The organism is Shewanella sp. SW24 (assembly GCF_025653395.1).
Taxonomy (GTDB): domain Bacteria; phylum Pseudomonadota; class Gammaproteobacteria; order Enterobacterales; family Shewanellaceae; genus Shewanella; species Shewanella oncorhynchi.
Window position 1 is genome coordinate 71,919 of the sequence record NZ_JAKKSH010000017.1, and the last position, 25,769, is coordinate 97,687.

The 25,769-nt window shown below is 48.6% G+C and carries 21 protein-coding genes, 1 tRNA gene and 4 pseudogenes; 15 read left to right on the forward strand and 11 right to left on the reverse strand.

Annotation, left to right across the window (positions count from 1 at the left end; genetic code table 11):
* Positions 1–30 precede the first annotated feature (30 nt).
* The 5 genes from lolA to L5M17_RS14845 are packed head-to-tail and all read left to right on the forward strand — an operon-like array spanning position 31 to position 3,811.
* Positions 31–657 (forward strand): outer membrane lipoprotein chaperone LolA, encoded by a 627-nt coding sequence (lolA, locus tag L5M17_RS14825; protein ID WP_263148302.1) that lies wholly within the window; start codon positions 31–33, stop codon positions 655–657.
* Positions 658–665: 8 nt separating this feature from the next.
* Positions 666–1,997 carry a replication-associated recombination protein A gene (locus L5M17_RS14830; RefSeq protein WP_173244856.1) on the forward strand — a complete coding sequence of 444 codons (1,332 nt, stop codon included), beginning with the start codon at positions 666–668 and terminating at the stop codon, positions 1,995–1,997.
* On the forward strand, positions 1,990–2,364 hold the full coding sequence (crcB, locus tag L5M17_RS14835) for a fluoride efflux transporter CrcB (RefSeq protein ID WP_028759942.1): 375 nt from the start codon (positions 1,990–1,992) through the stop codon (positions 2,362–2,364). Before L5M17_RS14830 ends, crcB begins: the two co-directional genes overlap by 8 nt.
* 18 nt (positions 2,365–2,382) lie before the next feature.
* The gene (serS, locus tag L5M17_RS14840) at positions 2,383–3,669 is read left to right on the forward strand and encodes a serine--tRNA ligase (protein WP_263148304.1); all 1,287 of its coding nucleotides are present in this window, start codon (positions 2,383–2,385) and stop codon (positions 3,667–3,669) included.
* A gap of 19 nt (positions 3,670–3,688) precedes the next feature.
* Positions 3,689–3,811, forward strand: coding sequence for a hypothetical protein (locus L5M17_RS14845; RefSeq protein WP_028759944.1), 123 nt, complete (start codon positions 3,689–3,691; stop codon positions 3,809–3,811).
* 99 nt (positions 3,812–3,910) lie between these two features.
* Here L5M17_RS14845 and L5M17_RS14850 read toward each other — a convergent pair whose 3' ends face one another.
* The 6 genes from L5M17_RS14850 to punR form a co-directional block, all read right to left on the reverse strand.
* A complete protein-coding gene (locus L5M17_RS14850; protein ID WP_263148308.1) occupies positions 3,911–4,249 on the reverse strand; it encodes a TusE/DsrC/DsvC family sulfur relay protein in 339 nt (112 codons plus the stop codon).
* Complete coding sequence (gene tusB / locus L5M17_RS14855; protein ID WP_168827719.1) at positions 4,243–4,524, reverse strand: sulfurtransferase complex subunit TusB; 282 nt, start codon at positions 4,522–4,524, stop codon at positions 4,243–4,245. Before tusB ends, L5M17_RS14850 begins: the two co-directional genes overlap by 7 nt.
* The gene (gene tusC / locus L5M17_RS14860; RefSeq protein WP_028759947.1) at positions 4,524–4,880 is read right to left on the reverse strand and encodes a sulfurtransferase complex subunit TusC; all 357 of its coding nucleotides are present in this window, start codon (positions 4,878–4,880) and stop codon (positions 4,524–4,526) included. The genes tusB and tusC overlap by 1 nt, the downstream gene beginning before the upstream one ends.
* A 14-nt stretch (positions 4,881–4,894) precedes the next feature.
* Entirely contained in the window at positions 4,895–5,284 is a 390-nt protein-coding gene (tusD, locus tag L5M17_RS14865) for a sulfurtransferase complex subunit TusD (protein ID WP_131525568.1), read from the reverse strand.
* 69 nt (positions 5,285–5,353) lie between these two features.
* Positions 5,354–6,013 carry a Bax inhibitor-1/YccA family protein gene (locus L5M17_RS14870; protein WP_028759949.1) on the reverse strand — a complete coding sequence of 220 codons (660 nt, stop codon included), beginning with the start codon at positions 6,011–6,013 and terminating at the stop codon, positions 5,354–5,356.
* 339 nt (positions 6,014–6,352) lie between these two features.
* Complete coding sequence (gene punR / locus L5M17_RS14875) at positions 6,353–7,255, reverse strand: DNA-binding transcriptional activator PunR (protein ID WP_028759950.1); 903 nt, start codon at positions 7,253–7,255, stop codon at positions 6,353–6,355.
* A gap of 115 nt (positions 7,256–7,370) precedes the next feature.
* Here punR and punC point away from each other — a divergent pair, with 115 nt between their 5' ends.
* Positions 7,371–8,642 (forward strand): purine nucleoside transporter PunC, encoded by a 1,272-nt coding sequence (punC, locus tag L5M17_RS14880; RefSeq protein WP_263148311.1) that lies wholly within the window; start codon positions 7,371–7,373, stop codon positions 8,640–8,642.
* An 80-nt stretch (positions 8,643–8,722) separates the two neighbouring features.
* Positions 8,723–8,813 (forward strand) — tRNA-Ser (locus L5M17_RS14885).
* A gap of 192 nt (positions 8,814–9,005) precedes the next feature.
* Here L5M17_RS14885 and L5M17_RS14890 read toward each other — a convergent pair.
* From L5M17_RS14890 to L5M17_RS14900, 3 genes and pseudogenes are all read right to left on the reverse strand, one after another.
* Positions 9,006–9,569, reverse strand: a complete 564-nt coding sequence (locus tag L5M17_RS14890; RefSeq protein WP_263148313.1) for a hypothetical protein — start codon at positions 9,567–9,569, stop codon at positions 9,006–9,008.
* Positions 9,566–11,167 (reverse strand): MATE family efflux transporter, encoded by a 1,602-nt coding sequence (locus L5M17_RS14895; protein ID WP_263148315.1) that lies wholly within the window; start codon positions 11,165–11,167, stop codon positions 9,566–9,568. Before L5M17_RS14895 ends, L5M17_RS14890 begins: the two co-directional genes overlap by 4 nt.
* A gap of 585 nt (positions 11,168–11,752) precedes the next feature.
* Positions 11,753–12,027 (reverse strand): annotated as a pseudogene (locus L5M17_RS14900) (transposase); the annotation flags it as partial.
* A gap of 160 nt (positions 12,028–12,187) precedes the next feature.
* Between L5M17_RS14900 and L5M17_RS14905 the strand changes: the two are divergent.
* The 8 genes and pseudogenes from L5M17_RS14905 to L5M17_RS14940 form a co-directional block, all read left to right on the forward strand.
* Positions 12,188–12,406, forward strand: a complete 219-nt coding sequence (locus L5M17_RS14905; RefSeq protein WP_263148317.1) for a heavy-metal-associated domain-containing protein — start codon at positions 12,188–12,190, stop codon at positions 12,404–12,406.
* A gap of 363 nt (positions 12,407–12,769) precedes the next feature.
* Positions 12,770–13,771: pseudogene (locus tag L5M17_RS14910) on the forward strand (IS3 family transposase).
* A gap of 677 nt (positions 13,772–14,448) precedes the next feature.
* Positions 14,449–15,618, forward strand: coding sequence for an efflux RND transporter periplasmic adaptor subunit (locus L5M17_RS14915; RefSeq protein WP_317629595.1), 1,170 nt, complete (start codon positions 14,449–14,451; stop codon positions 15,616–15,618).
* Positions 15,615–18,791 (forward strand): efflux RND transporter permease subunit, encoded by a 3,177-nt coding sequence (locus L5M17_RS14920; protein ID WP_263148319.1) that lies wholly within the window; start codon positions 15,615–15,617, stop codon positions 18,789–18,791. The genes L5M17_RS14915 and L5M17_RS14920 overlap by 4 nt, the downstream gene beginning before the upstream one ends.
* A complete protein-coding gene (locus tag L5M17_RS14925) occupies positions 18,788–20,254 on the forward strand; it encodes a TolC family protein (protein WP_317629596.1) in 1,467 nt (488 codons plus the stop codon). Before L5M17_RS14920 ends, L5M17_RS14925 begins: the two co-directional genes overlap by 4 nt.
* A 76-nt stretch (positions 20,255–20,330) precedes the next feature.
* Positions 20,331–22,838 carry a heavy metal translocating P-type ATPase gene (locus L5M17_RS14930; RefSeq protein WP_263148321.1) on the forward strand — a complete coding sequence of 836 codons (2,508 nt, stop codon included), beginning with the start codon at positions 20,331–20,333 and terminating at the stop codon, positions 22,836–22,838.
* Positions 22,839–23,206: 368 nt separating this feature from the next.
* Positions 23,207–23,689, forward strand: coding sequence for a Cu(I)-responsive transcriptional regulator (gene cueR / locus L5M17_RS14935; protein ID WP_049821695.1), 483 nt, complete (start codon positions 23,207–23,209; stop codon positions 23,687–23,689).
* A 284-nt stretch (positions 23,690–23,973) separates the two neighbouring features.
* Positions 23,974–24,129 (forward strand): annotated as a pseudogene (locus L5M17_RS14940) (IS630 family transposase); the annotation flags it as partial.
* Here L5M17_RS14940 and L5M17_RS14945 read toward each other — a convergent pair.
* Together L5M17_RS14945 and L5M17_RS14950 are read right to left on the reverse strand one after the other, a co-directional pair.
* Positions 24,125–24,465 (reverse strand): annotated as a pseudogene (locus L5M17_RS14945) (transposase); the annotation flags it as partial. The pseudogenes L5M17_RS14940 and L5M17_RS14945 sit on opposite strands and share 5 nt — an antisense overlap.
* A 1,106-nt stretch (positions 24,466–25,571) precedes the next feature.
* Positions 25,572–25,769: hypothetical protein (locus L5M17_RS14950; RefSeq protein ID WP_263148325.1), on the reverse strand; the 198-nt coding region annotated here is incomplete at its 5' end.

Sequence of the window (25,769 nt, forward strand, 5' to 3'; positions counted from 1 at the left end):
CACCCAAGGGTTTACAGGGTAAGGAATAAAATGAAAAAACGATTATGCGCTGTGTTGTTAGCTTCACCTTTGCTATTTAGCGCGGCTGTGTTTGCCGATGATGCGCAGCAGCTCAGGGAAAAATTGATTGGTACCGCGTCACTAAAAGCCGATTTCAAACAAACCGTAACAGATGTCAATAAAAAGGTTATTCAAACAGGGTCTGGCATTTTTGCCTTAGCGTATCCGAATCAATTTTATTGGTATTTAACCCAGCCCGATGAATCGCAGATTGTCGCTGATGGTAAAGATTTGTGGATCTACAATCCTTTCGCCGAGGAGGTGGTCATCATGGATTTTGCTGAAGCAATCAATGCATCTCCCATCGCATTGCTCGTCCACCGCGACGATGCGACTTGGTCACAGTATTCAGTGTCCAAGAAACAAGATTGCTATGAGATCAAACCTAAGGCGATTGATTCGGGCATATTGTCCGTCAATGTGTGTTTCAAAAATGCCCAGTTAGTCAACTTTAATGTTGCCGATGATAAAGGTAATTTAAGCCTGTTTGATTTAAGCAATCAGCAAGCCATCACAAATAAAGACAAAGCCTTGTTCACCTTTGTGATCCCAGACAGCGTCGATGTTGATGATCAACGTCGAAAAGCAGCGCATTAGGCTATCGCGTGAGCAGTTTATCGTTTAATTTTGCGCCCGATTTTCGTCCCTTGGCCGCGCGCATGCGGCCAAGAACGATTGGCGAGTACATAGGTCAAGCCCATTTACTGGGTGAGGGCCAACCACTACGCAAAGCATTGGAAGCAGGGCGCGCCCATTCCATGATGTTGTGGGGACCGCCGGGCACAGGTAAAACAACCTTAGCCGAATTAATCGCACATTATTCAAATGCTCACGTTGAACGCATTTCCGCGGTCACCTCTGGCGTTAAGGACATTCGCGCCGCGATTGAGCAAGCAAAAGCCGTTGCAGAATCCCGTGGCCAACGTACCTTATTGTTTGTCGATGAAGTCCACCGATTCAATAAGAGTCAACAGGATGCTTTTCTGCCATTTATTGAAGATGGCACAGTGATCTTTATCGGCGCGACCACAGAAAATCCGTCTTTTGAAATCAATAATGCCTTACTCTCGCGGGCAAGGGTCTATCTTATCAAGCGCTTAAGCCATGATGAAATCGCCCATATAGTGACTCAAGCCTTAAACGATAACGAGCGCGGTTTAGGCCTACGACGATTTGTAATGCCAACCGATGTGCTCACAACATTGGCACAACTTTGTGATGGTGATGCCCGTAAAGCGTTAAATCTTATTGAGTTGATGAGTGATATGCTCATCGACGGTGGCACCTTTACCACTGAAATGTTAATTCAAGTGGCGGGGCACCAAGTTGCTGGTTTTGATAAGAACGGCGATCAGTTTTACGATCTTATTTCAGCAGTGCATAAATCCATTCGCGGCTCAGCACCCGATGCGGCGTTGTATTGGTTTTGTCGAATATTAGAAGGCGGTGGCGATCCGCTTTACGTGGCAAGGCGCTTACTGGCGATTGCCTCTGAAGATGTGGGCAATGCCGATCCTGCGGCGATGACAATCGCACTGAATGCCTGGGATTGTTTTCACCGTGTTGGCCCCGCAGAAGGTGAGCGAGCAATAGCACAAGCCATTGTTTACCTTGCCAGCGCGCCTAAGAGCAACGCTGTGTATACCGCATTTAAGGCTGCGCGTGAGTTAGCTCGCGAAACAGGGCAAGTCGAAGTACCGCACCATTTACGCAATGCACCGACTCAATTAATGAAAGACATCGGCATGGGTGCAGGGTATCGATATGCCCACGATGAAGCCAATGCCTATGCCAGTGGTGAAAATTATTTCCCCGAATCCCTGCAAACAGCACAGTTTTATTTTCCGACTGAGCGAGGGTTTGAGAAGCGGATCAAAGATAAATTGGCGCAATTAGCCCAGTTAGATCAAGCCAGTGAGAACAAAAGATATGACTAACATCTTATTAGTGGCTTTCGGCGGGTCAATTGGAGCAGTTTTACGCTATCTTATTTCAATATTCATGATCCAAGTATTTGGCAGCAGTTTTCCTTTTGGTACACTGTTGGTTAATGTTATAGGTTCATTTTTTATGGGCGTAATTTACGCTCTGGGGCAAATGAGTCATATCAGCCCTGAACTCAAAGCGCTTATAGGTATCGGTCTATTAGGTGCTTTGACAACGTTTTCGACTTTCTCTAATGAAACCTTGTTGCTGATGCAAGAAGGGGATTGGCTGAAGGCGATTTTGAATGTGGTGTTGAATCTAAGTCTATGTTTATTCATGGTGTACTTAGGTCAACAACTGGTTTTTTCTCGCATTTAACTATTAAGAATATATCACATGTTAGATCCTAAATTTTTGCGCAACGAATTAGAAGTTACCGCTGAGCGACTGGCTACCCGTGGCTTTATTTTAGACATAGCTCATCTCATTCAATTAGAAGAAAAGCGTAAGTCACTGCAAGTGGCTACCGAAGAATTACAAGCGTCGCGTAATGCCATCTCCAAATCTATTGGCCAAGCTAAAGCCCGTGGTGAAGATGTTGACGCGATCATGGCGCAAGTGGGCGATTTAGGTTCACAGTTGGATGCCAAAAAGATTGAACTGGCCGCCGTACTTGAAGAAGTCAATGCCATTGCCATGTCTATGCCTAACCTGCCTGATGAATCAGTACCAATGGGTGCCGATGAAACAGAGAACGTTGAAGTGAGACGTTGGGGTACGCCACGCACTTTTGATTTCCCGATTAAAGATCATATCGATTTAGGCGAAGGCCTAAACGGCTTAGATTTTAAAAATGCCGTTAAAATTACTGGCTCACGTTTTATCGTAATGAAAGGCCAAGTCGCCCGCTTAAACCGCGCCATTGGTCAGTTCATGTTGGACTTACATACCATAGAGCACGGTTATACCGAAGCCTATGTGCCATTACTGGTTAACGAGGCAAGCTTACTCGGCACAGGCCAGCTACCTAAGTTTGGTGAAGATTTATTCCACACTAAACCTGCAACTGAAGAAGGCCAAGGTTTGAGCCTTATCCCAACTGCAGAAGTGCCATTAACGAACTTAGTTCGCGATAGCATTGTTGATGAAGACGAGCTGCCAATAAAGTTAACAGCGCATACTGCATGTTTCCGCAGCGAAGCGGGCTCATACGGCAAAGATACCCGTGGTCTGATCCGTCAGCACCAATTCGATAAAGTTGAAATGGTGCAAATTGTTAAGCCTGAAGATTCAATGGCGGCACTTGAAGCGCTGACAGGTCATGCTGAAACTGTATTGCAGCGTTTAGGTTTACCGTATCGAACAGTGATTTTATGTACTGGCGATATGGGCTTTGGCTCAAGCAAAACCTACGATATCGAAGTCTGGTTACCAGCACAAAATACCTATCGTGAGATTTCTTCTTGCTCAAACATGAAGGATTTCCAAGCCCGTCGTATGCAAGCACGTTACCGCGTGAAAGCAGATAATAAGCCTGCGCTATTGCATACGTTAAACGGCTCAGGTTTAGCTGTAGGTCGTACTTTAGTGGCTATTTTAGAAAACTATCAAAATGCTGATGGCAGTATCACAGTCCCTGAAGTTCTGCGTCCTTACATGGGCGGTTTGACTCAAATAGGCTAATGGAACACAAAATAATACTATGGATAAAGGCCAGCGCTATCTCCGTTGGCTTTCCTATACCGCTGTGATTGCAGTATTTTTTGCTGTAATGCTTGCCACCGTAGGCAAAGCCATCTGGGTTGTGTTAGAAAACGTCAAATAACCCTATCAACTTTGTTCAAGTAAAAAGAAAGGCATGTTTCCCAAGGAAACATGCCTTTTTGTTTGTATCATGTTTACGTGATGACTTAACCCTTTGCCATTAAATACACTTAGCTGGTTTGGGCAGGCCAGCGATTTTCGTTGCTTGTTTCGCAGGTCCAATCGGGAATAGGGTATATAAGTATTTAGAATTGCCTTTGTCTAGTCCTAAGGCTTGGCCAATGGCTTTAACTAATACACGGATAGCAGGGCTAGTTTTATATTCGAGATAGAAATCTCGAACAAAGTTAATCACTTCCCAATGGGCTGGCGTAAGTACAATTTGCTCTTCTGCCGCTAACAACAGGGCCATATCGGGTTGCCAATCGTTAAGATTTTTTAAATAACCTTGATGGTCACGGGCGATTTCTGCGCCATTAAATTGCAATGGATTTACCACGTTATCACCTTGTCATGGAGTAATGATTGAGCCACAAACTCATTGTAATCGATAAGCATCACGTTCTTTAAACGTTCGGATAGGCCACGTGCGATAACATCGTCTTTTAAGACCATCAACTTGAAGGGCGATAATGCCATTGCCCACTGGCGCAGCAGTAACGCGTTAACGCCATCGCTCGATAATAAAATCGCATCTTCCTTACAGGCGTAACGTAAACAAAGTTTTAGCGCGCTATCTCGACTGGGAGATGTTTGAATATGATGTAAAATCATTAGAATACTAAGACCTCATCCACTTGGTTTAAATGGGCTGCGATGGCTTCATCGTTGACCACTGTCACTGGGATCGACAGTAAGCCATGGCTTAAGCCGTAATCGGCTAAAGATTGCTTACAGACAAACACAGAGCCAATATCATACAGCGGCAGTGCTTTAAAGGTGGAGATGTAATCTTTAGCACCGATAAGCTCAGGCTGTTGATCTTTAATCAAATGCAACACACCTTCATCCACAAACACTAAACTCACTTCTTGTTCGAAGCTAGCGCTAAGCAGGGCAAGATCTAAACCTTCGCGGCCACGAACAGTACCATGTGGCGAGCAGCGAAATAGAATACACAATTTTTTCATAGTAGCCCTGAGAGTTAAAAACTGATCAAACGATCGGCCGATTCAATACCTGTGATTAGCTCACCTAAACCGCCCATGATAAATGACTCGCCCACATTCCAGTGGCTTAGGCCATTCTCGCAGGCATCTTGCTGACTCACAATGCCACGACGTAGCGCTGCAGAAACGCAATTGACTAACGGGACCTGATGGGATTGCGCCAGCTGTTTCCAGTCACTGATCACATCATTTTCATCGGAGGCGGGTAAGCTTAAATCTGTGGAGTTATAAACGCCATCTTGATAAAAAAACACACAGATAATCTGATGCCCAGCTAAAAGTACAGCTTGGGAGAAGCGTAAGGCGTTAACACTCGCCGACGTGCCATAAGCGGGCCCGTTCACTTGGATAATAAATTTGCTCATTTAAAATAAAAATGGCCCTAAAAGTAGGGCCATTCTAACGCAAGTTAAGCTAAAAATCGCTAACTAGGATTAGTCATCATTGCCTATGCCCATCAGGTGCAACAGCGCGATGAAGAGGTTTAAGAAGTCTAGGTATAATGAGATAGTCGCGCGAATGTAGTTAGTTTCGCCGCCATTGACGATACGGCTAGTATCAAACAGGATAAAACCTGTCATCAGTAACGCCAAGCCTGCGTTAATTGCCATAAAGGCAACACTGTTACCCATAAAAATATTAATCACAGCGGCGGCGATCACCACAATCAAGCCGGCGAACAAGAATCCACGTAGGAAAGAGAAATCTTTCTTAGTGGTCACGGCATAGGCTGATAACGCAACAAAAATCACTGACGTTAACCCCAGTGCTTGCATGATCAGCTGTGGACCGTTTGCCATACCCGCGTAGTGATTGAGCATGTAGCCCAGTGAGGCACCTTCCATACCTGTAAAGGCAAACACCCAGAAGATACCCGCTGCAGACTCGGCTTTACGTAAAGTGACAAACAACAGTACTAGGCCACCAATCGATAAACCAATGGAGACTAACGGACTGATATTTAATGCCATTGCTAAACCCGCACACAGGGCAGAGAAGGCCAATGTCATCGATAACAGCATATAAGTGTTTTTAAGAAGTTTGTTCACTTCCAGTGTTGACGCACTCGTCGAATATAAGGTTTCTTGGGTCATGTTGATCTCCGTTGACACATTTCCAAACTGATCATTTTGATTTTTTACAGCACACTAAGTTCCCGTAAAATCCTAAAATGAACTTAACTGGTGCAATGATACCGTACATGAGATACGGGTGAAAGTCATAGAACCATGAATAACAAATTGTTAATCTTCAAAATTTTACTCAATTATTTATTTCAACTTTAACTGCAAAGCAAAAAAAATAAGATTCTTGTATCTGCGTCTTCATCCACTATGAAGGTAAAAATTTAGTCTGTACATAAGCAGACGGTACACAATCACACTCAATGCTGATTTCAATGACTAGATCAGCATATTGAGTTTAAACCAAGCTTAAGCCAGCCACTCTTTGTGCAATTTTTCAGTATCGCCAAGATATTCCAGCACCCAAGCGAGTGCAGGCGACATCTTGTCAGCATTCCACGCCAAGCAACAAGGGCTTGTCTGCTTTGGATTTTCCAGTTGTTTTTCAACAAGCGCACCCGCCTTAATAAACACGCTCGCTAAATGCACTGGCATATAACCGACGCCTAAACCTTCGCGGAAACAGTTAATGGCACGGATCCAATCAGGTACGACTAACCTGCGTTGATTCTCTAGCAACCAAGTCATACGTTTTGGAATTTCCCGAGAGGTATCTTCTAAACAAATCGAGGGAAAAGGGCGCAGCTCATCGTCACTTAATGGGCGGTCAATACTGGCCAAGGGATGATTTTTACTAACAAGAAACGCCCACTCAATATCCCCCATGTCTTTATATTGGTAAACACCACCGACTGGAATTGCGGTTGTCGCACCAATAGCAATATCACTGCGACCCGTGGCGAGCGCTTCCCAAACCCCGTTAAAGACCTCAATGCGAATAATTAATTCAATATCATGGAAGTGTCGATAAAAGTCAGCAATTAATACGCTGATCCTGTCGGCACGGACGATATTATCAAGGGCTATGGACAAGGTGGGTTGCCAACCATTTGCCACGCGCTGAGTGCCACGTTTCATCTCGTCCATCTGCGTGAGCAAGGTTCTGGCTTGCTTCACAAAATGTTCACCCGCTGGTGTTAAGGTTACACTGCGATGATGCCGTTCAAAAAGAATGACGCCGAGTTCTTCTTCTATTTGCTTGACCGCGTAGCTCACGGCAGAGGGCACTTTATGTAGCCGATTCGCCGCCGCGGTGAAACTACCTACACGAGCCACAATATCAATGAGTTCTAGCGCTTGTTCTGAGAGCATAACTGACGTCCATTCCAATGAAAATAATTGATAGCACAAGTCAAAAATAAACGTTTCCAATAAATTTAACAAGTCTTTAGACTGCACACTTTAGTCAATCTGACCCGATTATTTTATGAAAACGTCTAGTAACACCTTTGTAAACATAAAGTTCTTTATGTTTCTATTCTATTTAGCCATGTTGAGCATGCTTGGCTTTATTGCCACTGACATGTATTTGCCTGCTTTCAAAGCAATTGAAGGCTCATTTGACAGCACACCATCGCAGGTGGCAATGTCACTGACCTGTTTCCTTGCGGGTCTTGCCTTAGGTCAGCTGCTTTACGGCCCGTTAGTCAATAAAATCGGCAAACGTTGGGCACTGATCTTTGGCCTTGTTTTATTTGCCATTGCTAGCGTGTTTATTGCCAACAGTGATTCTATATTAATGCTCAATACCGCGCGCTTCTTCCAAGCCATTGGCGCCTGTAGTGCAGGGGTTATTTGGCAAGCTATTGTGGTTGAACAATATGATGCCGATAAAGCCCAAGGTATTTTCAGCAACATTATGCCATTGGTCGCATTATCGCCTGCATTAGCACCGATCCTTGGCGCTTATATTCTGAACGAATTAGGCTGGCGTGCAATCTTTATCTCCTTGTGTGTTATCGCATTTCTGCTGGTATTGATGACCTTGTACTTTGTTCCAGGCAAGAGTCAACATAAACACAGTGAACATGCTGCAGTATCTTATGGGCAAATTTTGAAAAACACCCGCTATTTAGGCAACGTCGTGATCTTCGGTGCCTGTTCCGGTGCTTTCTTTGCCTATTTAACTGTGTGGCCGATTGTGATGGAAATGCACGGTTATCAAGCGACTGAAATTGGGTTAAGTTTTATCCCGCAAACCATCATGTTTATTGTCGGTGGTTATGCGAGTAAGTTACTGATAAAACGCATTGGCGGGCATCAAACACTCAATATCTTGTTGTCGGTTTTCGCAGCCTGCGTTATTTCGATCATCATGTTCACGCTGATTTATCCCGCGAGCACGATTTTCCCACTGCTTATTTCGTTCTCGATTTTGGCCGCAGCTAATGGCGCTATTTACCCAATAGTCGTGAACAGCGCGCTACAGCAGTTTAGTCAGAATGCCGCTAAGGCCGCAGGATTACAGAACTTCTTACAGATCAGCATTGCCTTTGGTGCATCAAGCTTAGTCGCTATGTGGGCAAGTCTTGGTGAAGTGGCGATTGGTTGGGGTATCCTATGTTGCGCTATTTTAGTTGTGGTCGGCTATATACTTAAGAGTCAACAAGAGTGGGGCGACTTTGCCAAACATTTCACTAAGCCAGACCCCGCACGGGTAGGCATAATGTCCGATGTGAAGCAAAATCCAGCGGATTGAGTGTAATAGCAACAATTGACGCATAATTGAGAGTTAGTGCTTTACAGTCAACAGACTTACTTATATTATGCGCCTCGTTCGGAGGGGTGGCAGAGTGGTTTAATGCACCGGTCTTGAAAACCGGCGTGGGTTTATAGCCCACCCAGGGTTCAAATCCCTGCTCCTCCGCCATATTTAGTCAAAAAGCCGCTAAGCAATTAGCGGCTTTTTGCATTTTAGCTATTTTAGCCTTGCGTTTCTGATCCGAAACGCAGTGTTTCAGCCATATTTCACAAGCAAAGCCATCAGCAATGATGACTTTGCTTGTATTATTAAACTCTAGATTTCCTCATTCAACATGATGCCTGACAATCTCAGCCATCATTACACTTTGGGGAGTTTGTGTTGGATCATGGCAAGAGCAAAGGAATGCCAATCTGCATTAGCATAGCTGCTCACCAGATCTCGCAGGATAGTCGGTTCGCCAGCATTATCCACTGGTTGAAAAATTATCGGCAAATTCAGCGCATTGCAGTAATCTCGCCGCTCCACCACACAAAACTGCTTCTTGTAGGGGAATAGCAATGTGTCTTCAGCTTGCGCATTAAAATCACGCGCGGCTAAATAGCCAGTAAACCAATGATTGAGTAATGTGTCGCATTGCTTAGTGTGGAATAAGCCTCCCCAATCATCCCCGAGTGTGGCTTGACCCGACAGGACTCGCTGGCAATGATGAAAATCGATAAAACCTAGCTCACGTGTAATCACTTGTTGGCAATGCTTAAGCTGAAGATCTGAATGTGATATGCCCAATTTCGCCATTAAGGTCGCGACTCTTTGCTTGGCTAACGGCTCATCCTGCTGACATGCTTTGAGCAGTTTTTTAGCGCGAACTTTGGTTTCATTTAATGCGATGGCGCTTGAGTCTTTCATCTTGGCTAACTTCATTTTGCATTACCTCCATGACTGACTCGATTTGCTCGCGGCACGTGAATGAAAGGCCAAATATTGATGATCAATAAACTCAAGAGACAAGCTAAAATGTCCGCGATTGGAAAGGCCATCCATAACTCAATCAAAGCGTTTGGCATGATATTAATGTTTAATGCACCTGTGATAAATGAAATATCTGTAAAGGATAGTTGAGGTAACAGAACCAGCAGGGGCAGTAACAAACCATAGATTTTTATCCCAGATAATAGCAATGCAAGCTTAGGGCGATTTGTGCCTTGATACACAGCAATCGCAATACCTGTGATCCCCGCCAAAGGTAAAGCGATAAACGTCACACTCGAAATCTTAATACAAGCGTCAATGAGTGAGGGATCATCGGTGAAAATACCAAAAACCGAGGTAGGAAACTCCATAAATATAATTGTCACTACACTCAGATAACAGCAGGTCAAGACGATTCCCCATTTAGCACACGCTAACACCCGAGAAGATGCCATCGCCCCATAGTTATACGCACTGATCGTTTGCGCTGCGCTGGTAAGTGCCATGAGCGGCAGGGCGATAAAGATATTAAAGCGTCCGATCAAACCATAAGCGCTGATCATGTACGCGACCTCATTCGCGGCTGGCGTATTGGGCGCTACATTGGCTAAATGACTGACTAAAATATGATTTACCGATGAGATCACACAGGCAATCCCAAGATATGATAATAATATTGGGCTACCCAAGCCAAGAATCGCTTTTATCTCAGTGAGGTTGAGCTTTATCTGCTCCATTCTAAAATAAATAGGCTGGGTAGCTTGCTTATGAAGCACCTGTTTACTAGCAAAGCGGTTATTTGGGACAAAATAGACAACAGCGATAAATAGACTCACACACTGGCCCGCCACCGTTGCCCACGCCGCACCACTTACGCCCATCTCCAATACGGCAATAAAGAGTGTATCGAACAGAATGTTCATGACTGCCGACAACAAGATAACCAGCAGCATCATCACGACTTTGCCTTGTGCTCTGAGTAAATCGCCGCTAAGGGATAACAAAAAAGTGAATAGACTAAAACAGAGAATGGGTTGTAGATACTCTGTAGCAGCTAAGGCAAGTGTTGAGCTTACCCCAATAAACGCCAATAAATGATCAAGCTGGGCGAGTGACAAGATAGTCACTATCAGGCCGCAAGCTAGGGCTAACGCAAAACCAGTGTTCGCGATTTGACTCGCCTTATCAAACTCGTTTGCCCCTAAAAATCGGCTTACTAAGGTCGCAGTACCATTTCCTATCATGCAGGCCAAAGCAAAAATCATCATTTGTAACGGGAAGGCAATCGTCACCCCAGCCAATGCATCGGCACCGATGTATTTCAAAATAAAATAAGAGTCGACTAAGTTGTAGCTGCCGCTGAGCATCATGGCCAATGCCATGGGTAATGCAAAGCGCAAATACAAAGTAGGGATAGCTAACGTACCTAAGGACTCAGTTGACTGAGATTTCCTGTGGGAAGACGTTTCGGTGGCCTCCAAGGGTACAATGTCAGAAGGTTCAACATTGATACCGGCGGGTTTGAAAGTGTTAGCGGTTGCATGTTTCACAAACAATTCTCCTAAGTTTATTGGCATTCCGCTAAGCCAAACTTATTTGATTGCTGTGGGTTCGATATGAAATCGATTCGCAACGCTGTTAATTTATCAGAGTGATATCATCTTTTGCGGACAGGCTTCTCTGCAACCTGCCGCGTATTATTCTTACTCATCCGCCCGATGTCAATCATCAGCTTGTCGTATTTGACGGAGGCATTTAACCACTTCCCAGTAGATGAGCGATAAATTAATTACGTCATCCAACAAGCCACTTAAACCACTTTCTGTACCACAAGTTATCGCAAATTCAGTGCCTAGCGATGATATAAGAGTCCGTTGTACAAATACCTTTTAGTTGCGACACAAGCTGTCGCATCTATGCGTATAATATTAAAAAATAACGAATTGAGGTGCACTATGGATGGTCTAGTTATTGAGTCAATCAGCCTACTGACCTTGCTTGAAGTGGGTGATGTTCCATATACCGATCTGATGTTATGTTTCGCAAGCTGCCGTTTGCTGTAGTAAAAAACGTTATTGTTGATTTTACAGCTCGGGGCAGGGGGTTGGCTCGACCTTATTTAACCTGAGATCGGTTTAACTAGCCATAACTGCAATAGCATTAAAATCCCCGTTAGTGAGGTTCAGTTGTGGCTTATTGTCTTTTAATTGATAGGCGATGAGTCCCGCTATCATATTGAGCATAAATCCATGCACGCTGCGGTGTCTGGAGTGCTCTACTTGGGATATATTTTTTTGATGGTTTCTATGATGAAACGTCTCGACAGCATCGCTCTATCCCACAACGACATCGCTTTTGCTTTCATATTCTTACGCACGTTTGTCACCAGTGTGACGCCTTTCTCCAGCAAGTACTGAGTAGCTATCAGATTGCAGCACTGGCGACCCATGCTCACATTATGCCATTTTGGCACAACTGGTACTGGGTAACATCACAGAAAATAAGCCTTGACCTTCTCCCTGTAGCAAGGTGCAGAATTTTAGCTGCCCACTTAGTAAAGGAGATTTACGATGTTAACGTTAAAAATTACCGATATGACCTGCAACCACTGCTTTGGCTTGATCAACCGTGCAATAAAGGAACTGGACGCCGATGCAGTCGTAACAGCAGATCTCACCAGCCGTAGTATCAATGTACAAAGCAGCCAATCGCAAGACGAAATACTCGACGCTCTGGAGGAAATTGGATATCCGGCCAAACCTGAGTCAACACTGTTGCAGTGTAGATAGAAGCAGCAAGTCGCAAAATACCGCCAATTGACAGTGCACCTTAGTGGAGGCTTGAGCTGTGTGCAGTGAAAGTTGCATGTACGGTTCTTAGGAGAGCAGCACCTAAGTAACAGAGGTGCTGTTTATCCGACCAAAACGAGTTATAAATGGAAATAATTTAAGGACAGAGTAATTGAATTTGTTTCCAAAAATGTAATATCACCGCCAATATAATGGTCAGACTCTGTATACCACTGCACCTGCTCCGGTCTAATTTTATTTCAGCACTTAATTTTGAGACAGTATGGTCAATAAATTAATAGGTCTATTTATATGAGTCTGAATAAATCACATAAGAGTTATCTGCAGGTTGAAGCTGTCTAAATGGTGCTAGAGCAAGGTTATAGCGTTGTTGATGCGGCAATGTCCCTAGGCGTTAGTACTAGTCTGCTTTACAACTGGAAGGAAAAATATCAAGCCCTGCAACAAGGTATCACCTTAGCAGAGTCTGAACGTAATGATCTGAAGTTATTGTGTAGATAAAACAAATGATTACACATCATCAAACAGCAATCTAACCTATTCCCTATAGCACTGTTATACCGAGTAATGGTGTGAGTAAGTCAGGCTATTACTATGGACATAAACGCCCAGCAAGCGTGATAAGTCTTGAAACACTGAAGCAATATCGCCTTGTTCGACAACTATTAAAGCAAAGTCGTGGCGGCATAGGAAATCGTGAAATGGTGAAGAAATTGCGTAAAGAAGGCTACTAGGTTGGTCGCTATCTCGTTCGTAAAATTATGTACCACCTTCGACTCAAAGCAACCTAGCGACGAGATTACAAGGTGACGACATAGCGAAAACACGCTGATGCTGTGGCTAATAACTTGTTAAATATTAACTTTAACCCAAAATTCGCTAATTAGATTTGGGCAGGTGACATGGCCTATTTAAAGACAGGTGAAGGCTGGATGTATTTGGCTGTGGTGATGGATTTATATTCACGCCGGATTGTTGGGTAGCATATAGACAGACGCATTACCACGGGTTTGATATCCAAGGTATTAATTAAAGCCTACAACCTACGCTAACCGGCTAGAGGACTGGGTGACCGATGCTAACTGTATACCAGCAAGTAATTCGGTAGGTTGCTATCGAGCTATGATATCCGAGTCAGTATGGGGGATGTAGGTGCGTGTTGGGATAATGCCTTCGTTTAGCGTTTCTTTGGTAGCTTTACACTATTGGATTTTTAACATTGCTCAACCAACAAGGGAGTTTTTTAAGCTAGATGTGACTGTTTAAATGAAATATTAGAACTTGGAGTGACGTCATTCTGCTAATGGTGATCTGTCACCTGTAGAGTTCAAAAATTCTCAATGAAAATTGTCTAATATGGGTTGAACAGTACACTGAACGCTCACAGACAGAAGTAAATCTAATGCAATTAAGGCAATGGCACTCATGCGCTAGCCCTGATCAAACACCTGAGTAATCACCACGAATTTAATCATAGTATCAGCTCTTCTTTATTTTGATTACTGCTCAGTCTGACACTTAAGGCCAGAACATCATTTCCTTATTTCAGCCTGTATCTGCTTAGTTCTAAGCTCTAAGTTTGCGAGCTTACATTCCTCATACCCAAGTAGTCGAACGGTAAAACTCGCCAGTGTTTAATGCTGTTTGCTTGGAACTGCAATCAGGCCATTTCTGCTGTCAGCCCTAACATGAATGCAACCAGTAGGCTAAAGCTGCCAGCAGTAATAACACTTCCAATCGCTCTCATTTGTAAGTGCAGTGGTCGTAGCAGCCAAGGCCGTATGTCTGGCTTTTTTGTCGAGGAAGTTTTCTTCTATGTGCATGCCTTAATACTTAGCGATTTTCGTCGCTGATCATGATTTTTTCGTCATCAGAGTTAGACTTCGCTGCGTCTCGCAAGGCCCCCCTTACTAATCAAAAAAAAACACTTGACCTTCTAAGCGTAGTAAGCCGGATAAATACAGTAGGAGCTACCTCGGCTCAGCAAAACTAACTGTCGACTGCTATCGAGAAAGGAAAAAATGATGAAGGTCAAACGCATAACCATAACCACTGTGGCGCTAAGCGTTGCACTCGCTATCGCAGGATGCAAGGAGGCGATTCCCTCTGTCAGTCCCGCAAAGCCACCAAGCGTTCCGGTGGCCGAAGTGATCGTTCGTCCGGTGACGCCATTTGTCGAACTCACAGGTTCGCTGACCGCGGTCAAGCGGGTTGAGCTGCGCCCGAGGGTTGCTGGCTATATTCAGAACGTAAGCCTGCCCGAGGGACGCTTCGTCGAAAAGGGCAGCGAGCTCTTTCTCATTGATCCTCGGGTGTTCCAAGCCGCGCTGAACGCCGCGACGGCGCACCTGCGCCAGGCTGAAGCGGCATCGATACTTGCCCAAACGGAATATGCACGAGCCGAACAGCTATTTGCCCAAAAGATCGTTGCTCGTGATCGCTTCGACATCGCAACCGCCTCTATGAATGCAAGCAAAGCACAGGTCGACGCCGCAAAGGCAGCGGTGGATGCCGCACAATTGGATCTGAGTTTCGCACGTGTCACGGCGCCGATCAGTGGACGTGTCGGCCAAGCCCTCGTTACAGAAGGCAACTACGTCTTCAGCGGCGAGACGCCACTCACGACTATTGTTTCTATCGATCCCATCCACGTCTATTTCGATGTAGACGAACGCACTTATTTGCGATCGCTCGCCGCAGGCCGAGACCACACTACCACGCATGGTGCACAGGCGGAAAAGGTCATGGTGGCACTGCTCACCGACAAGACGTATTCGAGGCCAGGCCGTGTCGACTTCCTCTCCAACACCAGCGATCGTGGGACGGGAACAGTGCGTATCCGCGCCGTTGTCAACAACCCCGATGGGCATTTGACGCCCGGTCTTTTTGCCAAGGTCAAACTAGAGACCGGAGCGCCGCAAGCTAGGGTTCTGGTTTCCGATTATTCGATTGGTACCGATCAAGGTAGCCACTATGTGCTCGTTGTCGGCAAAGACGACAAGACGGAATACCGGCCCGTCGATCTGGGTCCTGTGGTCGAGGGGTTGCGCGTGATCGAACAAGGTCTACAGCCCGGCGAGCACATTGTCGTCAAGGGGCTGGTAGGCCCGGGCATGCAGGTCACGCCACAGTCCGCTGCGATTGACGGTACACCTATTGCGGTGTCACAAACCTCGGGAGCCGTACAATGACATTCCCACGTTTCTTCATCGATCGCCCGATTTTTGCCATCGTTCTTTCAGTTTTGATGGTGCTCGCTGGCATCGTTGCTTTCTTCCAATTGCCGCTCAGCGAGTATCCGACCGTGACGCCGCCGACGGTTCAGGTGACCGCTTCCTACCCGGGTGCCAATCCCAAGGTGATTGCTGAAACGGTAGCCGCGCCACTCGAGCAGGCGATCACCGGGGTCGAGGGCATGCTATACATGTCGTCACAATCAGCCACTGACGGCCGAATGATCCTGACCGTCACGTTTGCGCAAGGGACGAATGCCGATATGGCACAGATCCAGGTACAAAACCGCGTCTCGCGCGCTCTGCCGCGTTTGCCGGAGGAGGTGCAGCGCCAAGGCGTCATTACGCAGAAGACCTCGCCGGACATCCTGATGGTGGTTCACCTGTTATCGCCAGACAAACGCTACGACCCTCTCTATATTTCGAACTACGCTTACCTCCAGGTGCGCGACGATCTGTCCCGTATCCCGGGAATCAGCGACGTTCTGGTTTGGGGAGCTGGTGAATATAGTATGCGGCTCTGGCTCGATCCGAGCCTGATCGCCGCACGAGGGCTGACAGCGGGCGATGTGATTGCCGCTGTGCGCGAGCAGAACGTACAGGTGGCAGCTGGTTCCGTCGGTCAGGCTCCCAATTCCAGTGCCGCGTTCCAAGTGACAGTGAACACGCTCGGGCGGTTAACCGATGAGGAGCAGTTCGGCGACATCATCATTCGTACGGGCGGCGATGGCCAGGTGACGCGCTTGCGCGATGTTGCCCGCATCGAGATGGGTGCCGATACCTACGCATTGCGCAGCCTGCTTGACGGTGAACCTGCCGTCGCGCTGCAAATCATCCAGAGTCCGGGCGCCAACGCACTCGACGTTGCGCAGGCGGTGCGTACAACCATGCAGCGGCTTGAAGGCAACTTTCCTGAAGGACTCAGCTCGCGCATCGCGTATGACCCGACGGTCTTTGTCCGTGCCTCGCTGGAGTCGGTGGTAACCACCTTGTTGGAGGCGATTCTTCTTGTCGTTATCGTGGTGGTGCTGTTCCTGCGCAACTGGCGTGCTTCGCTCATACCCCTTATAGCGGTGCCGGTGTCGCTGATCGGCACCTTTGCCGTCATGCATCTGATGGGTTTCTCACTGAACACGTTGTCGTTGTTTGGCCTGGTGCTTTCAATCGGGATCGTCGTCGATGACGCGATCGTAGTGGTCGAGAATGTCGAACGTCACATCGAAAATGGTGAGGAACCCATGCAAGCCGCGCGGCTTGCCATGGACGAAGTCACCGGTCCTATTATCGCGATCACCTCGGTGCTCGCCGCCGTTTTCATTCCGACCGCTTTTCTAAGCGGCTTGCAGGGTGAGTTCTATCGACAGTTTGCGCTCACGATTGCGATTTCAACCATTCTGTCAGCAGTTAATTCACTCACGCTCAGCCCTGCGCTCGCAGGACTCTTATTGCGCCCGCGCCAGACGGCAATAGTGCGAGTTCCGCGCAGTTTGCGTGGCCGCGCCGATCAGTTGTTTCGGACACTAGGCCAGCCATTCCAGCATGCACCTAACGCTTATGGCAACACGGTGCGCAAGGTCGTACGGATTAGCGGCGTGGCGCTTCTGGTTTACGCCGGACTCCTTGCATTGACCTTCTTCGGATTCAAGGCCGTCCCGCCCGGCTTCGTGCCCATGCAGGACAAATATTATCTTGTCGCAATCGCCCAGCTGCCAAACGCCTCGTCACTGGACCGCACCGACGCAGTCGTCAAACAGATGTCGAAGATCGCGCTGACCGAATCAGGTGTCGAAAGCGTCGTTGCGTTTCCCGGCCTTTCTATCAATGGTTTCGTCAACGTGCCAAATGCCGCGGTCATATTCATCATGCTCGACCCGTTTAAAGATCGCACGACACCCGATCTCAGCGCGATGGCGATTGCGGGGCGCTTGCAAGCCCAATTTGCCAGCATCCCCGATGGTTTCCTCGGCGTGTTCCCGCCACCACCGGTGCCAGGCCTTGGTGCGACGGGCGGATTTAAGATGCAGGTCGAGGACCGCAGCGGTGCTGGGCTAGCAGCTCTGGTGCAGCAGACCCAGATCCTGATGACAAAAGCTACCGAGTCGGGCGAGGTGGCTGGGCTCATGACCAGTCTTGACATCAATGCGCCGCAGTTAGATGTCACCATCGATCGCACTCAGGTCATGAGTCAGGGGGTTCGTCTGGCGGATGTGTTCGAGTCGCTTCAGGTCTATCTCGGCTCTCTATATATCAACGACTTCAACCGCTTCGGTCGAACCTATAAGGTGACGGCCCAAGCCGATGCAGACCACCGCATGCAAGCCGAATCTATCGGCCGCCTGCAGGTGCGCAACGCGGCCGGAGATATGCTGCCGTTGTCATCCTTTGTCACTGTGACGCCAAGTGCCGGCCCAGACCGCGTGATGCACTACAACGGTTACCCTACGGCCGACATCTCGGGCGGTGCGATGGCTGGCGTCAGCTCGGGGCAGGCTGTTGCGGTCATGGAACGATTAGCCAAGGAGGTTTTGCCTGAAGGCATGAGCTTCGAATGGACTGATCTTACCTACCAGCAAAAACTGGCTGGCGATTCTGCGCTGTTCATTTTCCCATTGTGCGTGCTGCTCGCTTATCTCATCCTCGCCGCGCAATACAACAGCTGGCTGCTGCCTCTGGCGGTTCTGCTGATCGTGCCGATGTGTCTTTTGAGCGCGATTACCGGTGTCTGGCTGGCTGGGGGCGACAACAACGTCTTTGTGCAGATTGGGCTTATCGTGCTCGTCGGTTTGGCGGCCAAAAACGCAATATTGATCGTCGAGTTTGCACGCAGCCTCGAAGCTACAGGAACAAGTGCGCTGGAGGCGGTCGTTGAGGCTTGTCGATTGCGGTTGCGGCCTATTGTGATGACCTCATTGGCATTTATTGCTGGCGTCGTACCGTTGATATTGGCAAGCGGTGCTGGGGCCGAAATGCGTCAGGCTATGGGGATTGCGGTCTTCGCAGGTATGCTCGGCGTGACATTGTTCGGATTATTCCTGACGCCGGTTTTTTATGTAGTGATACGTGGCTTGGAGGCTCACTTCGAGCGGCACAGTTCAAGTGCTAAGCCGCACATTGAGGAGAGCATGTCATGAGAAGCCCCTACCAAGCAGTTCTGTTACCCCTGAGTGCGCTCATCTTGACTGGATGCGCGGCGGTGGGCCCAAACTACTCACTACCTTCATCGCAGTTTCCGGCCAGTTTCAGTGAGCCTCCCGCCGGTCTTGCAACAGGGGCCGTTGAGGTGAAGTGGTGGGGCACCTTCGACGATCCAGCTCTGAACATCATGATCCAGCAGGCGCTCGCGGCGAACCATGACATAGGTATCGCTGTCGTTCGGCTCGAAGAGGCAAAGGCCATGTTGGGTGAGAGCCGTCAGGGCTTCCTGCCGAGCGGTGGCGCTGAGCTTGGTTATGAGAACCGTCGCCGGAGTGAGGTCGAGACGCCCCATAGTCAGTCGCGTCAGATAGAAACCTATCGCGGCGCGGTAGACGCTTCCTGGGAAATCGATCTTTTTGGCCGTGTGCGGCGATCGGTGGAGGCCGCTCAGGCGCAAGCAGGTTCCCGCGAGGCTCTGCTGCGTGGTGTGCAGGCGGGGGTCGCTGCTGCGGTGGCTGCCACTTGGTTCGAGCTACGCGGTATCGAGGCCGAACTAGCTGTAGCCGCCGACATCAGCCAAAGCCAGCGCGAAAGCCTGAGCCTGGTCGAACGTCTCGTGCACGCCGGTTCTGCCAGCGAATTCGACCAGCTCCGTGCCGAGGCCTTGTTGCACCATGTCGAGGTGGCCGTGCCAGAATTGGAGCGCCGCCGTGCGGCCTCCAGCAATGCACTGGCCATCCTTCTTGGCGAAACGCCCCAGACGTTTAGACCACCCGCTGTAACGCCTGCGCGTGAAGCGCTTGCTGTTCGAATAATCGCCGTGGGCGATCCCGCAGCACTCCTTTCTCGGCGTGCTGATATTGCGGCGGCTGAACGGACTCTTGCTGCGGCGACCGCTCGGATTGGGTTCGAGACGGCTGGTCTCTACCCCGAGATCCAAGTGCATGGTTCAATCGGGCTTGTTGCTGGAAGTCTCGATGAAGTAAATGGCTCCGGAGTGTTGTCCAGCTTCCTTGGCCCGGTCATTCGCTGGTCTCTTTTCGATACTGGGCGCGTGCGTGCCCGCATCGCCGCCAGCGAGGCACGTACCCAAGAGGCGTTGATCGTCTACGACCAGACCGTGTTGCGCGCACTGCAGGAAACCGAGGATGCCTTCAAAGCCTATGGCGCCGCGGGTAGCACGCTTGAGCTGCGTCTGCTTGAGTCAGCTGCAAATCGCGAGGCGGCTCGTCTTGCCCATGTGCGGTTCTCAGCTGGTGAAGGCATCTACCTTGATGTGCTCGAAGCCGAACGGTCCGACTTTGCAAGCCGGCGTGCGCTGGCAATCGCTCGCACCCACCAACGGCTTGCCGTTGTCAGTATCTACAAGGCGCTGGGTGGCGGTTGGGAGATCTGCGCGCAGGCGGATCAGGACTGCAGTGGCGCCGACGGCATTTCGAACGGACGCGTCGTGAAATAAATCACACATAGGACTTGACCTTCCCATAGCTGGAAGCATTAAGCTTTTTTTAACTCAACATTTAAGGAGTAGTTCAATGGCTTCTGTTTCCTTGCCACAAAACGCCAATCAATCCGTGTCCGCAGGCACTCGTCTGAGCCTGCCTGTCGAAGGCATGACGTGTGCATCATGTGTCGGCCGTGTCGAGCGAGCGTTGAAAGCGGTCCCCGGGGTGCAGACGGCCGTGGTCAATCTCGCTACCGAACGCGCCGACATGACTTTCACCGGCGTAGCCGATCCGCAGGCGGTTGTCCACGCCATTCAGAACGCTGGCTACACCATTCGCGAAGAGACCATTGAGTTGGCGATCGAGGACATGACCTGCGCATCGTGTGTGGGCCGGGTAGAGAAAGCGCTCGTAAAAATTCCGGGCGTGCTCGAAGCCACTGTAAATCTGGCGACCGAGCGCGCGAGGGTGCGCCATTTTGCAGGGGTCGTCTCCACGGCAGATCTTGAAGCCGCTGTCGAACAGGCGGGCTACAAGTCCCGTCGCTTGTCCGCCGAAACGGCGAATGCTAGCGATCAGGACACTGAGCGTCGTGAGAGCGAGGCGCGGGCACTGCGACGTTCTTTCATCACTGCAGCCATCCTCACCTTGCCCGTATTCATCCTTGAGATGGGCTCTCACCTTATTCCCGCCATGCATCATTGGGTGATGGGGGTTCTGGGGCAACAGACCAACTGGTATGTGCAGTTCGTGCTCGCCACCCTGGTCTTGTTCGGTCCTGGTCTGCGCTTCTTCCTAAAAGGGGTACCGGCGTTGCTGCGCGGTGCTCCCGACATGAACTCACTGGTCTCGGTCGGCACCGCGGCGGCTTATGGTTATTCGATCGTCGCAACCTTTGCCCCTGAAGCGCTGCCGCAAGGCACTGCCAACGTCTATTTTGAAGCTGCTGCGGTCATCGTTACCTTGATCCTGCTCGGACGCATGCTGGAGGCGCGCGCCAAGGGGCGAACCTCGCAAGCGATCAAGCGGCTCGTCGGACTTCAGGCTAAGACCGCGCGCGTCCAGCGCAACGGCGAAACGTTTGAAATACCGCTCGATCAGGTGATGACTGGTGACATAGTGTTCGTTCGTCCGGGCGAGAAGATTCCGGTCGACGGCGAAGTCGTCGAAGGTGCCTCTTATGTTGACGAGAGCATGATCACCGGCGAGCCGGTGCCCGTATCTAAAGGGGTGGGAGCCGAAGTTGTCGGCGGCACTATCAACAAGACGGGCGCTTTCAGTTTTTGCGTCACCAAGGTCGGCGCGAATACGGTGCTCGCGCAGATCATTCGTCTGGTCGAGCAAGCGCAGGGGTCAAAGCTGCCGATCCAGGCGCTGGTCGACAAAGTGACCATGTGGTTCGTCCCAGCGGTGATGGCAGCTGCCACGCTGACCTTCCTCGTCTGGCTAATCTTCGGCCCGTCCCCAGCGCTGACCTTTGCGCTAGTTAATGCGGTCGCGGTTCTTATTATCGCTTGTCCGTGCGCTATGGGACTGGCCACGCCGACCTCAATCATGGTTGGCACCGGCCGTGCGGCCGAGCTCGGCGTACTCTTTCGTAAGGGCGAAGCCTTGCAGGCGTTGCGCGATGTGAGCGTTATCGCGCTCGACAAAACCGGCACGCTGACCAAAGGACGCCCCGAGCTGACCGATCTCGTGCCTGCCGAAGGATTTGAATACAAAGAAGTTATTGCTCTTGTTGCGGCAGTCGAGACCCGCTCCGAGCACCCGATTGCCGAATCGATCGTCACAGCCGCAAAGCAGTTGAACCTCACCCTTGCACCTATCGAGAGCTTCGACGCAACACCGGGCTTCGGCGTGTCGGCCAAGGTCGCAGGTCGTACCGTCGCCGTTGGTGCGGATCGGTTTATGACGCAGCTCGGTCTGGATGTGTCGAGCTTGCAGTCCACCGCCCTGCGTCTCGGCGAGCAAGGCAAGAGCCCACTTTATGCCGCGATCGACGGCCGCTTGGCAGCGGTGATTGCAGTCGCAGATCCAATCAAAGAAACAACGCCCGAAGCAATCAAGGCGCTGCACGTGCTCGGACTGAAAGTAGCGATGATCACTGGCGACAATGCGGCGACCGCTGCGGCGATTGCCGAGCAGCTTGGCATAGATGAAGTCTTAGCCGAGGTCCTCCCCGATGGTAAAGTCGAGGCGCTGAAGAAGTTCCGGAACAATGGCGCGCGAGTCGCCTTCGTGGGAGACGGTATCAACGACGCACCAGCACTCGCCGAAGCTGATGTTGGGCTCGCTATCGGCACGGGAACCGATGTAGCGATAGAAGCTGCTGACGTGGTGCTAATGTCGGGCGACTTGCGTGGCGTGACGAATGCGATCGCGCTTAGTCAGGCCACGATCCGTAACATTAAGCAGAATCTTTTCTGGGCCTTCGCCTACAACGCCGTGTTGATACCGGTTGCGGCGGGTGCGCTCTACCCGTTGAATGGCACCTTGCTTTCGCCAATTTTCGCAGCGGCCGCAATGGCACTTTCCAGTATATTTGTGCTCGGCAACGCGCTCCGACTCAAGCGCTTCAGGGCTCCGATGATGGTTTAAACCCACACCAAGTCATTGGCTTTTGGGGTGGTAGCACAAAAGTCACGCTTGATAGACGAATATTGTTGAAGGAGTAACACAACATGTTTTCACCAAATATGCCCTTGGATCACCTCAAGGACGATTATAGCGACGCCCGAGAACATCTCTTTGCCACTGCAAGAGTCGTCACACCTGAGGGTGTGGCGGGACTATATGCATTTGATCACCACATTAGCTCTGAGCAATCTTCAGATGGAATATAGACAACATGAATGCGATCTGAATACCTGTATGCCGACGTGTTCTTTACGCCCAGAGAAATATCTGTGCGCAGGTAAACCTCAGTTTTTGAGCGTATTTGATTAATTTACTAGAAGGAGATAATGATGAATATTGGTCAAGCAGCCAAGTTGTCCGGCATCTCGGCGAAGATGATTCGCTACTACGAACAGATTGGCTTGATACCCAAAGCTAATCGTTCTGATGCTGGCTACCGAAATTACAGCTCGGCAGACGCGCAAAGCTTTCGCTTCATCCGTCGCGCACGCGACCTTGGCTTTTCTGTCGAACAAATCTCGGAACTCTTGCTCTTGTGGTGCAACCGAGATCGCGCGAGCGCCGACGTTAAGGCGTTGGCGCTCTCCCATGCCGACGGACTGAAGGCGAAGATCGTTGAACTACAAGCTATGGTGCAAACGCTCGAGCAGCTAGCCGAAAATTGCCATGGCGATGGCCGCCCGGATTGCCCGATCCTTGCTGATTTGGCTGAGCCAACCGCCGCAGCGAAAGAACGTTCGCAAGTTCCACATAGAACACCTCGATTTGGGAGTGACACACCCGCCTCGTCACGCCATCGTCCGCCACGGTGACTAACTCGTGAGCTTCTTCGATGGCGGCGTTTTCCAAGTTAGTTGCCACTATTGACTTACGCATCGAAGAAGCCCAAAAAGCACAATCATCAAGTTCTGTACAAGAACCAATACTAATCAAAATCAGCTCCAGAGGATGACCTATATGATGAATGTTCAATAAAATTACGCTAAGCACGATACTCATTTTTTGTTTTTCAGCCCAGGTATAAAGCCACCGCCAGCAATATAATTTGCATTAATTATGTGGCCTAATTGATATTCGCTTTTTAATCATAAAAAATATAAATAATCCGAACATCGCAGCCTTAGTAAATCGGAGAAAAGTGCACGCAAACGTAGGCACTATTTAGTGCTTACTCCATTTCAGCGAAGGTCATTCTCGTACCGCTCTCGCAAGTATGCTGGTCAGTAGAATCAGTGTGAATCGATGGATATCAGTGTTATGGGAAACAGGTTAGATTGCTGTTTGATGAAACTAAATTTTACTTCATTTCTCTCGCAAAGAAGGCGCTGGCCTTTTTTATAATTTATTTCTCCATGCATAATCATTTGTTTTATATGATAAATTACTTCAACTCATTACGTTCAGACTATTCAAAGGTAAGGCCTTGCTGCAAGGCTTCGTGTTTTTCCTTCCAGTTGTAAAGCAGACTAGTGCTAACTCCAAGAGGCTTTGTCGCATCGGCAACACTATAACCTTGCTCCAGCACCATCAAGACGGCTTCATCCTTAAATGCCTGCGGATAACTCTTATGTGATTTGTTCAGACTCATATTGACCTCTTAATTTATTGACCATACTGTCTCAAAGTTAAGTGTCCGATGGGATTAGACCAGAACACGCTATCAGGGGCAGTGTTATGGACATCAATCCCATTTAAAGTCATTCGTATTAATAACTAACCGTAACTGTTCAACATTAAGCTACTCAGAAGTTATGGAGGTTAAGCCGCTTAAGCAGGCGTTATCCATAGAAATTTTAATTCTAAATTCACTAATTCGAGCTAAAAGTCTAACTTGAAAATGTCCAGAAATGAGCTGGGTGGGGTCGAGTTGAGATTGTCCGATTAAGTCTAGCTATTTAATCAACACTGTCAGTTCATATATGAGCTAGTACACATAATGATTTTTGTCCAAAAGTAGGTTAGGGCGCTTCACTCGATATCTATAAAAACTCCTGAAAATGACATATTTATGTCCATGGCGGCTCAAAATCGGCAACATCTTAGTATTTCATTGTGATTTTTTGGACAAGCATAAGCGCGTTGCTAGGTGTTTCTGGCTAGTTTGCGAGTCCAATATACCAAAGCATTCACGTAGCGACGATTAAATTGTTTAAGATACCGTCAGGTGAAACTGGTGATGTGTTCGAGCGACTCCGATGTTGATAAATCACGTCATCAACATTACAACAAATTAATAGGTAAGATTAAGCAGTGGAAATATAGCTACGAACCAATTTCAATTAAGCTTGGTAAACCGATGAATTATTGTAAGTAATCATTCTAATGGAGCGACATGATTTGATTGGGACATTGTTTCATAAAATTCATTTCTAACACGTCATCTATACTTCAAAAGAGTTCGCATAGCTGCGTGTGAGGTGCACTTTGTCAAAAAGCAGCAAACACAAAATTTAATGCGCTCTGGATGAACAGCTTTGCACCATAATAGAGCAAAGCTGTTGGCGGAGTGAATTATAGCCTTGATATATAATAACAAAATTCAGACTCACGAAATGACACAAAACTCATTTGGAATGACAAGCCACAAAAAAGAGCTGCGATGGGAACCGCATAGAGAGTATTTAACATAATATACATTGTGCGCAGTTTTTGTGTAGAAGGGATTAGATGTGCCGATAAGTGTCGTTATCGGCATTAGCGATGTCTAAATGGTTCTTCTGGTGTGACTCTTCGCAGTTCGCCTTGGCAATGTGGGCACTGGATAAATATCGAGTCAAAATCATCGTACCACCAAGGCTTATTACAGTTGTTACATTGCAGCTCGGGCTTATCTTGGCGTTCAACCATACTGTAGCCGCCATCATAAGGGATTATTTGCATGATGCTGTATCC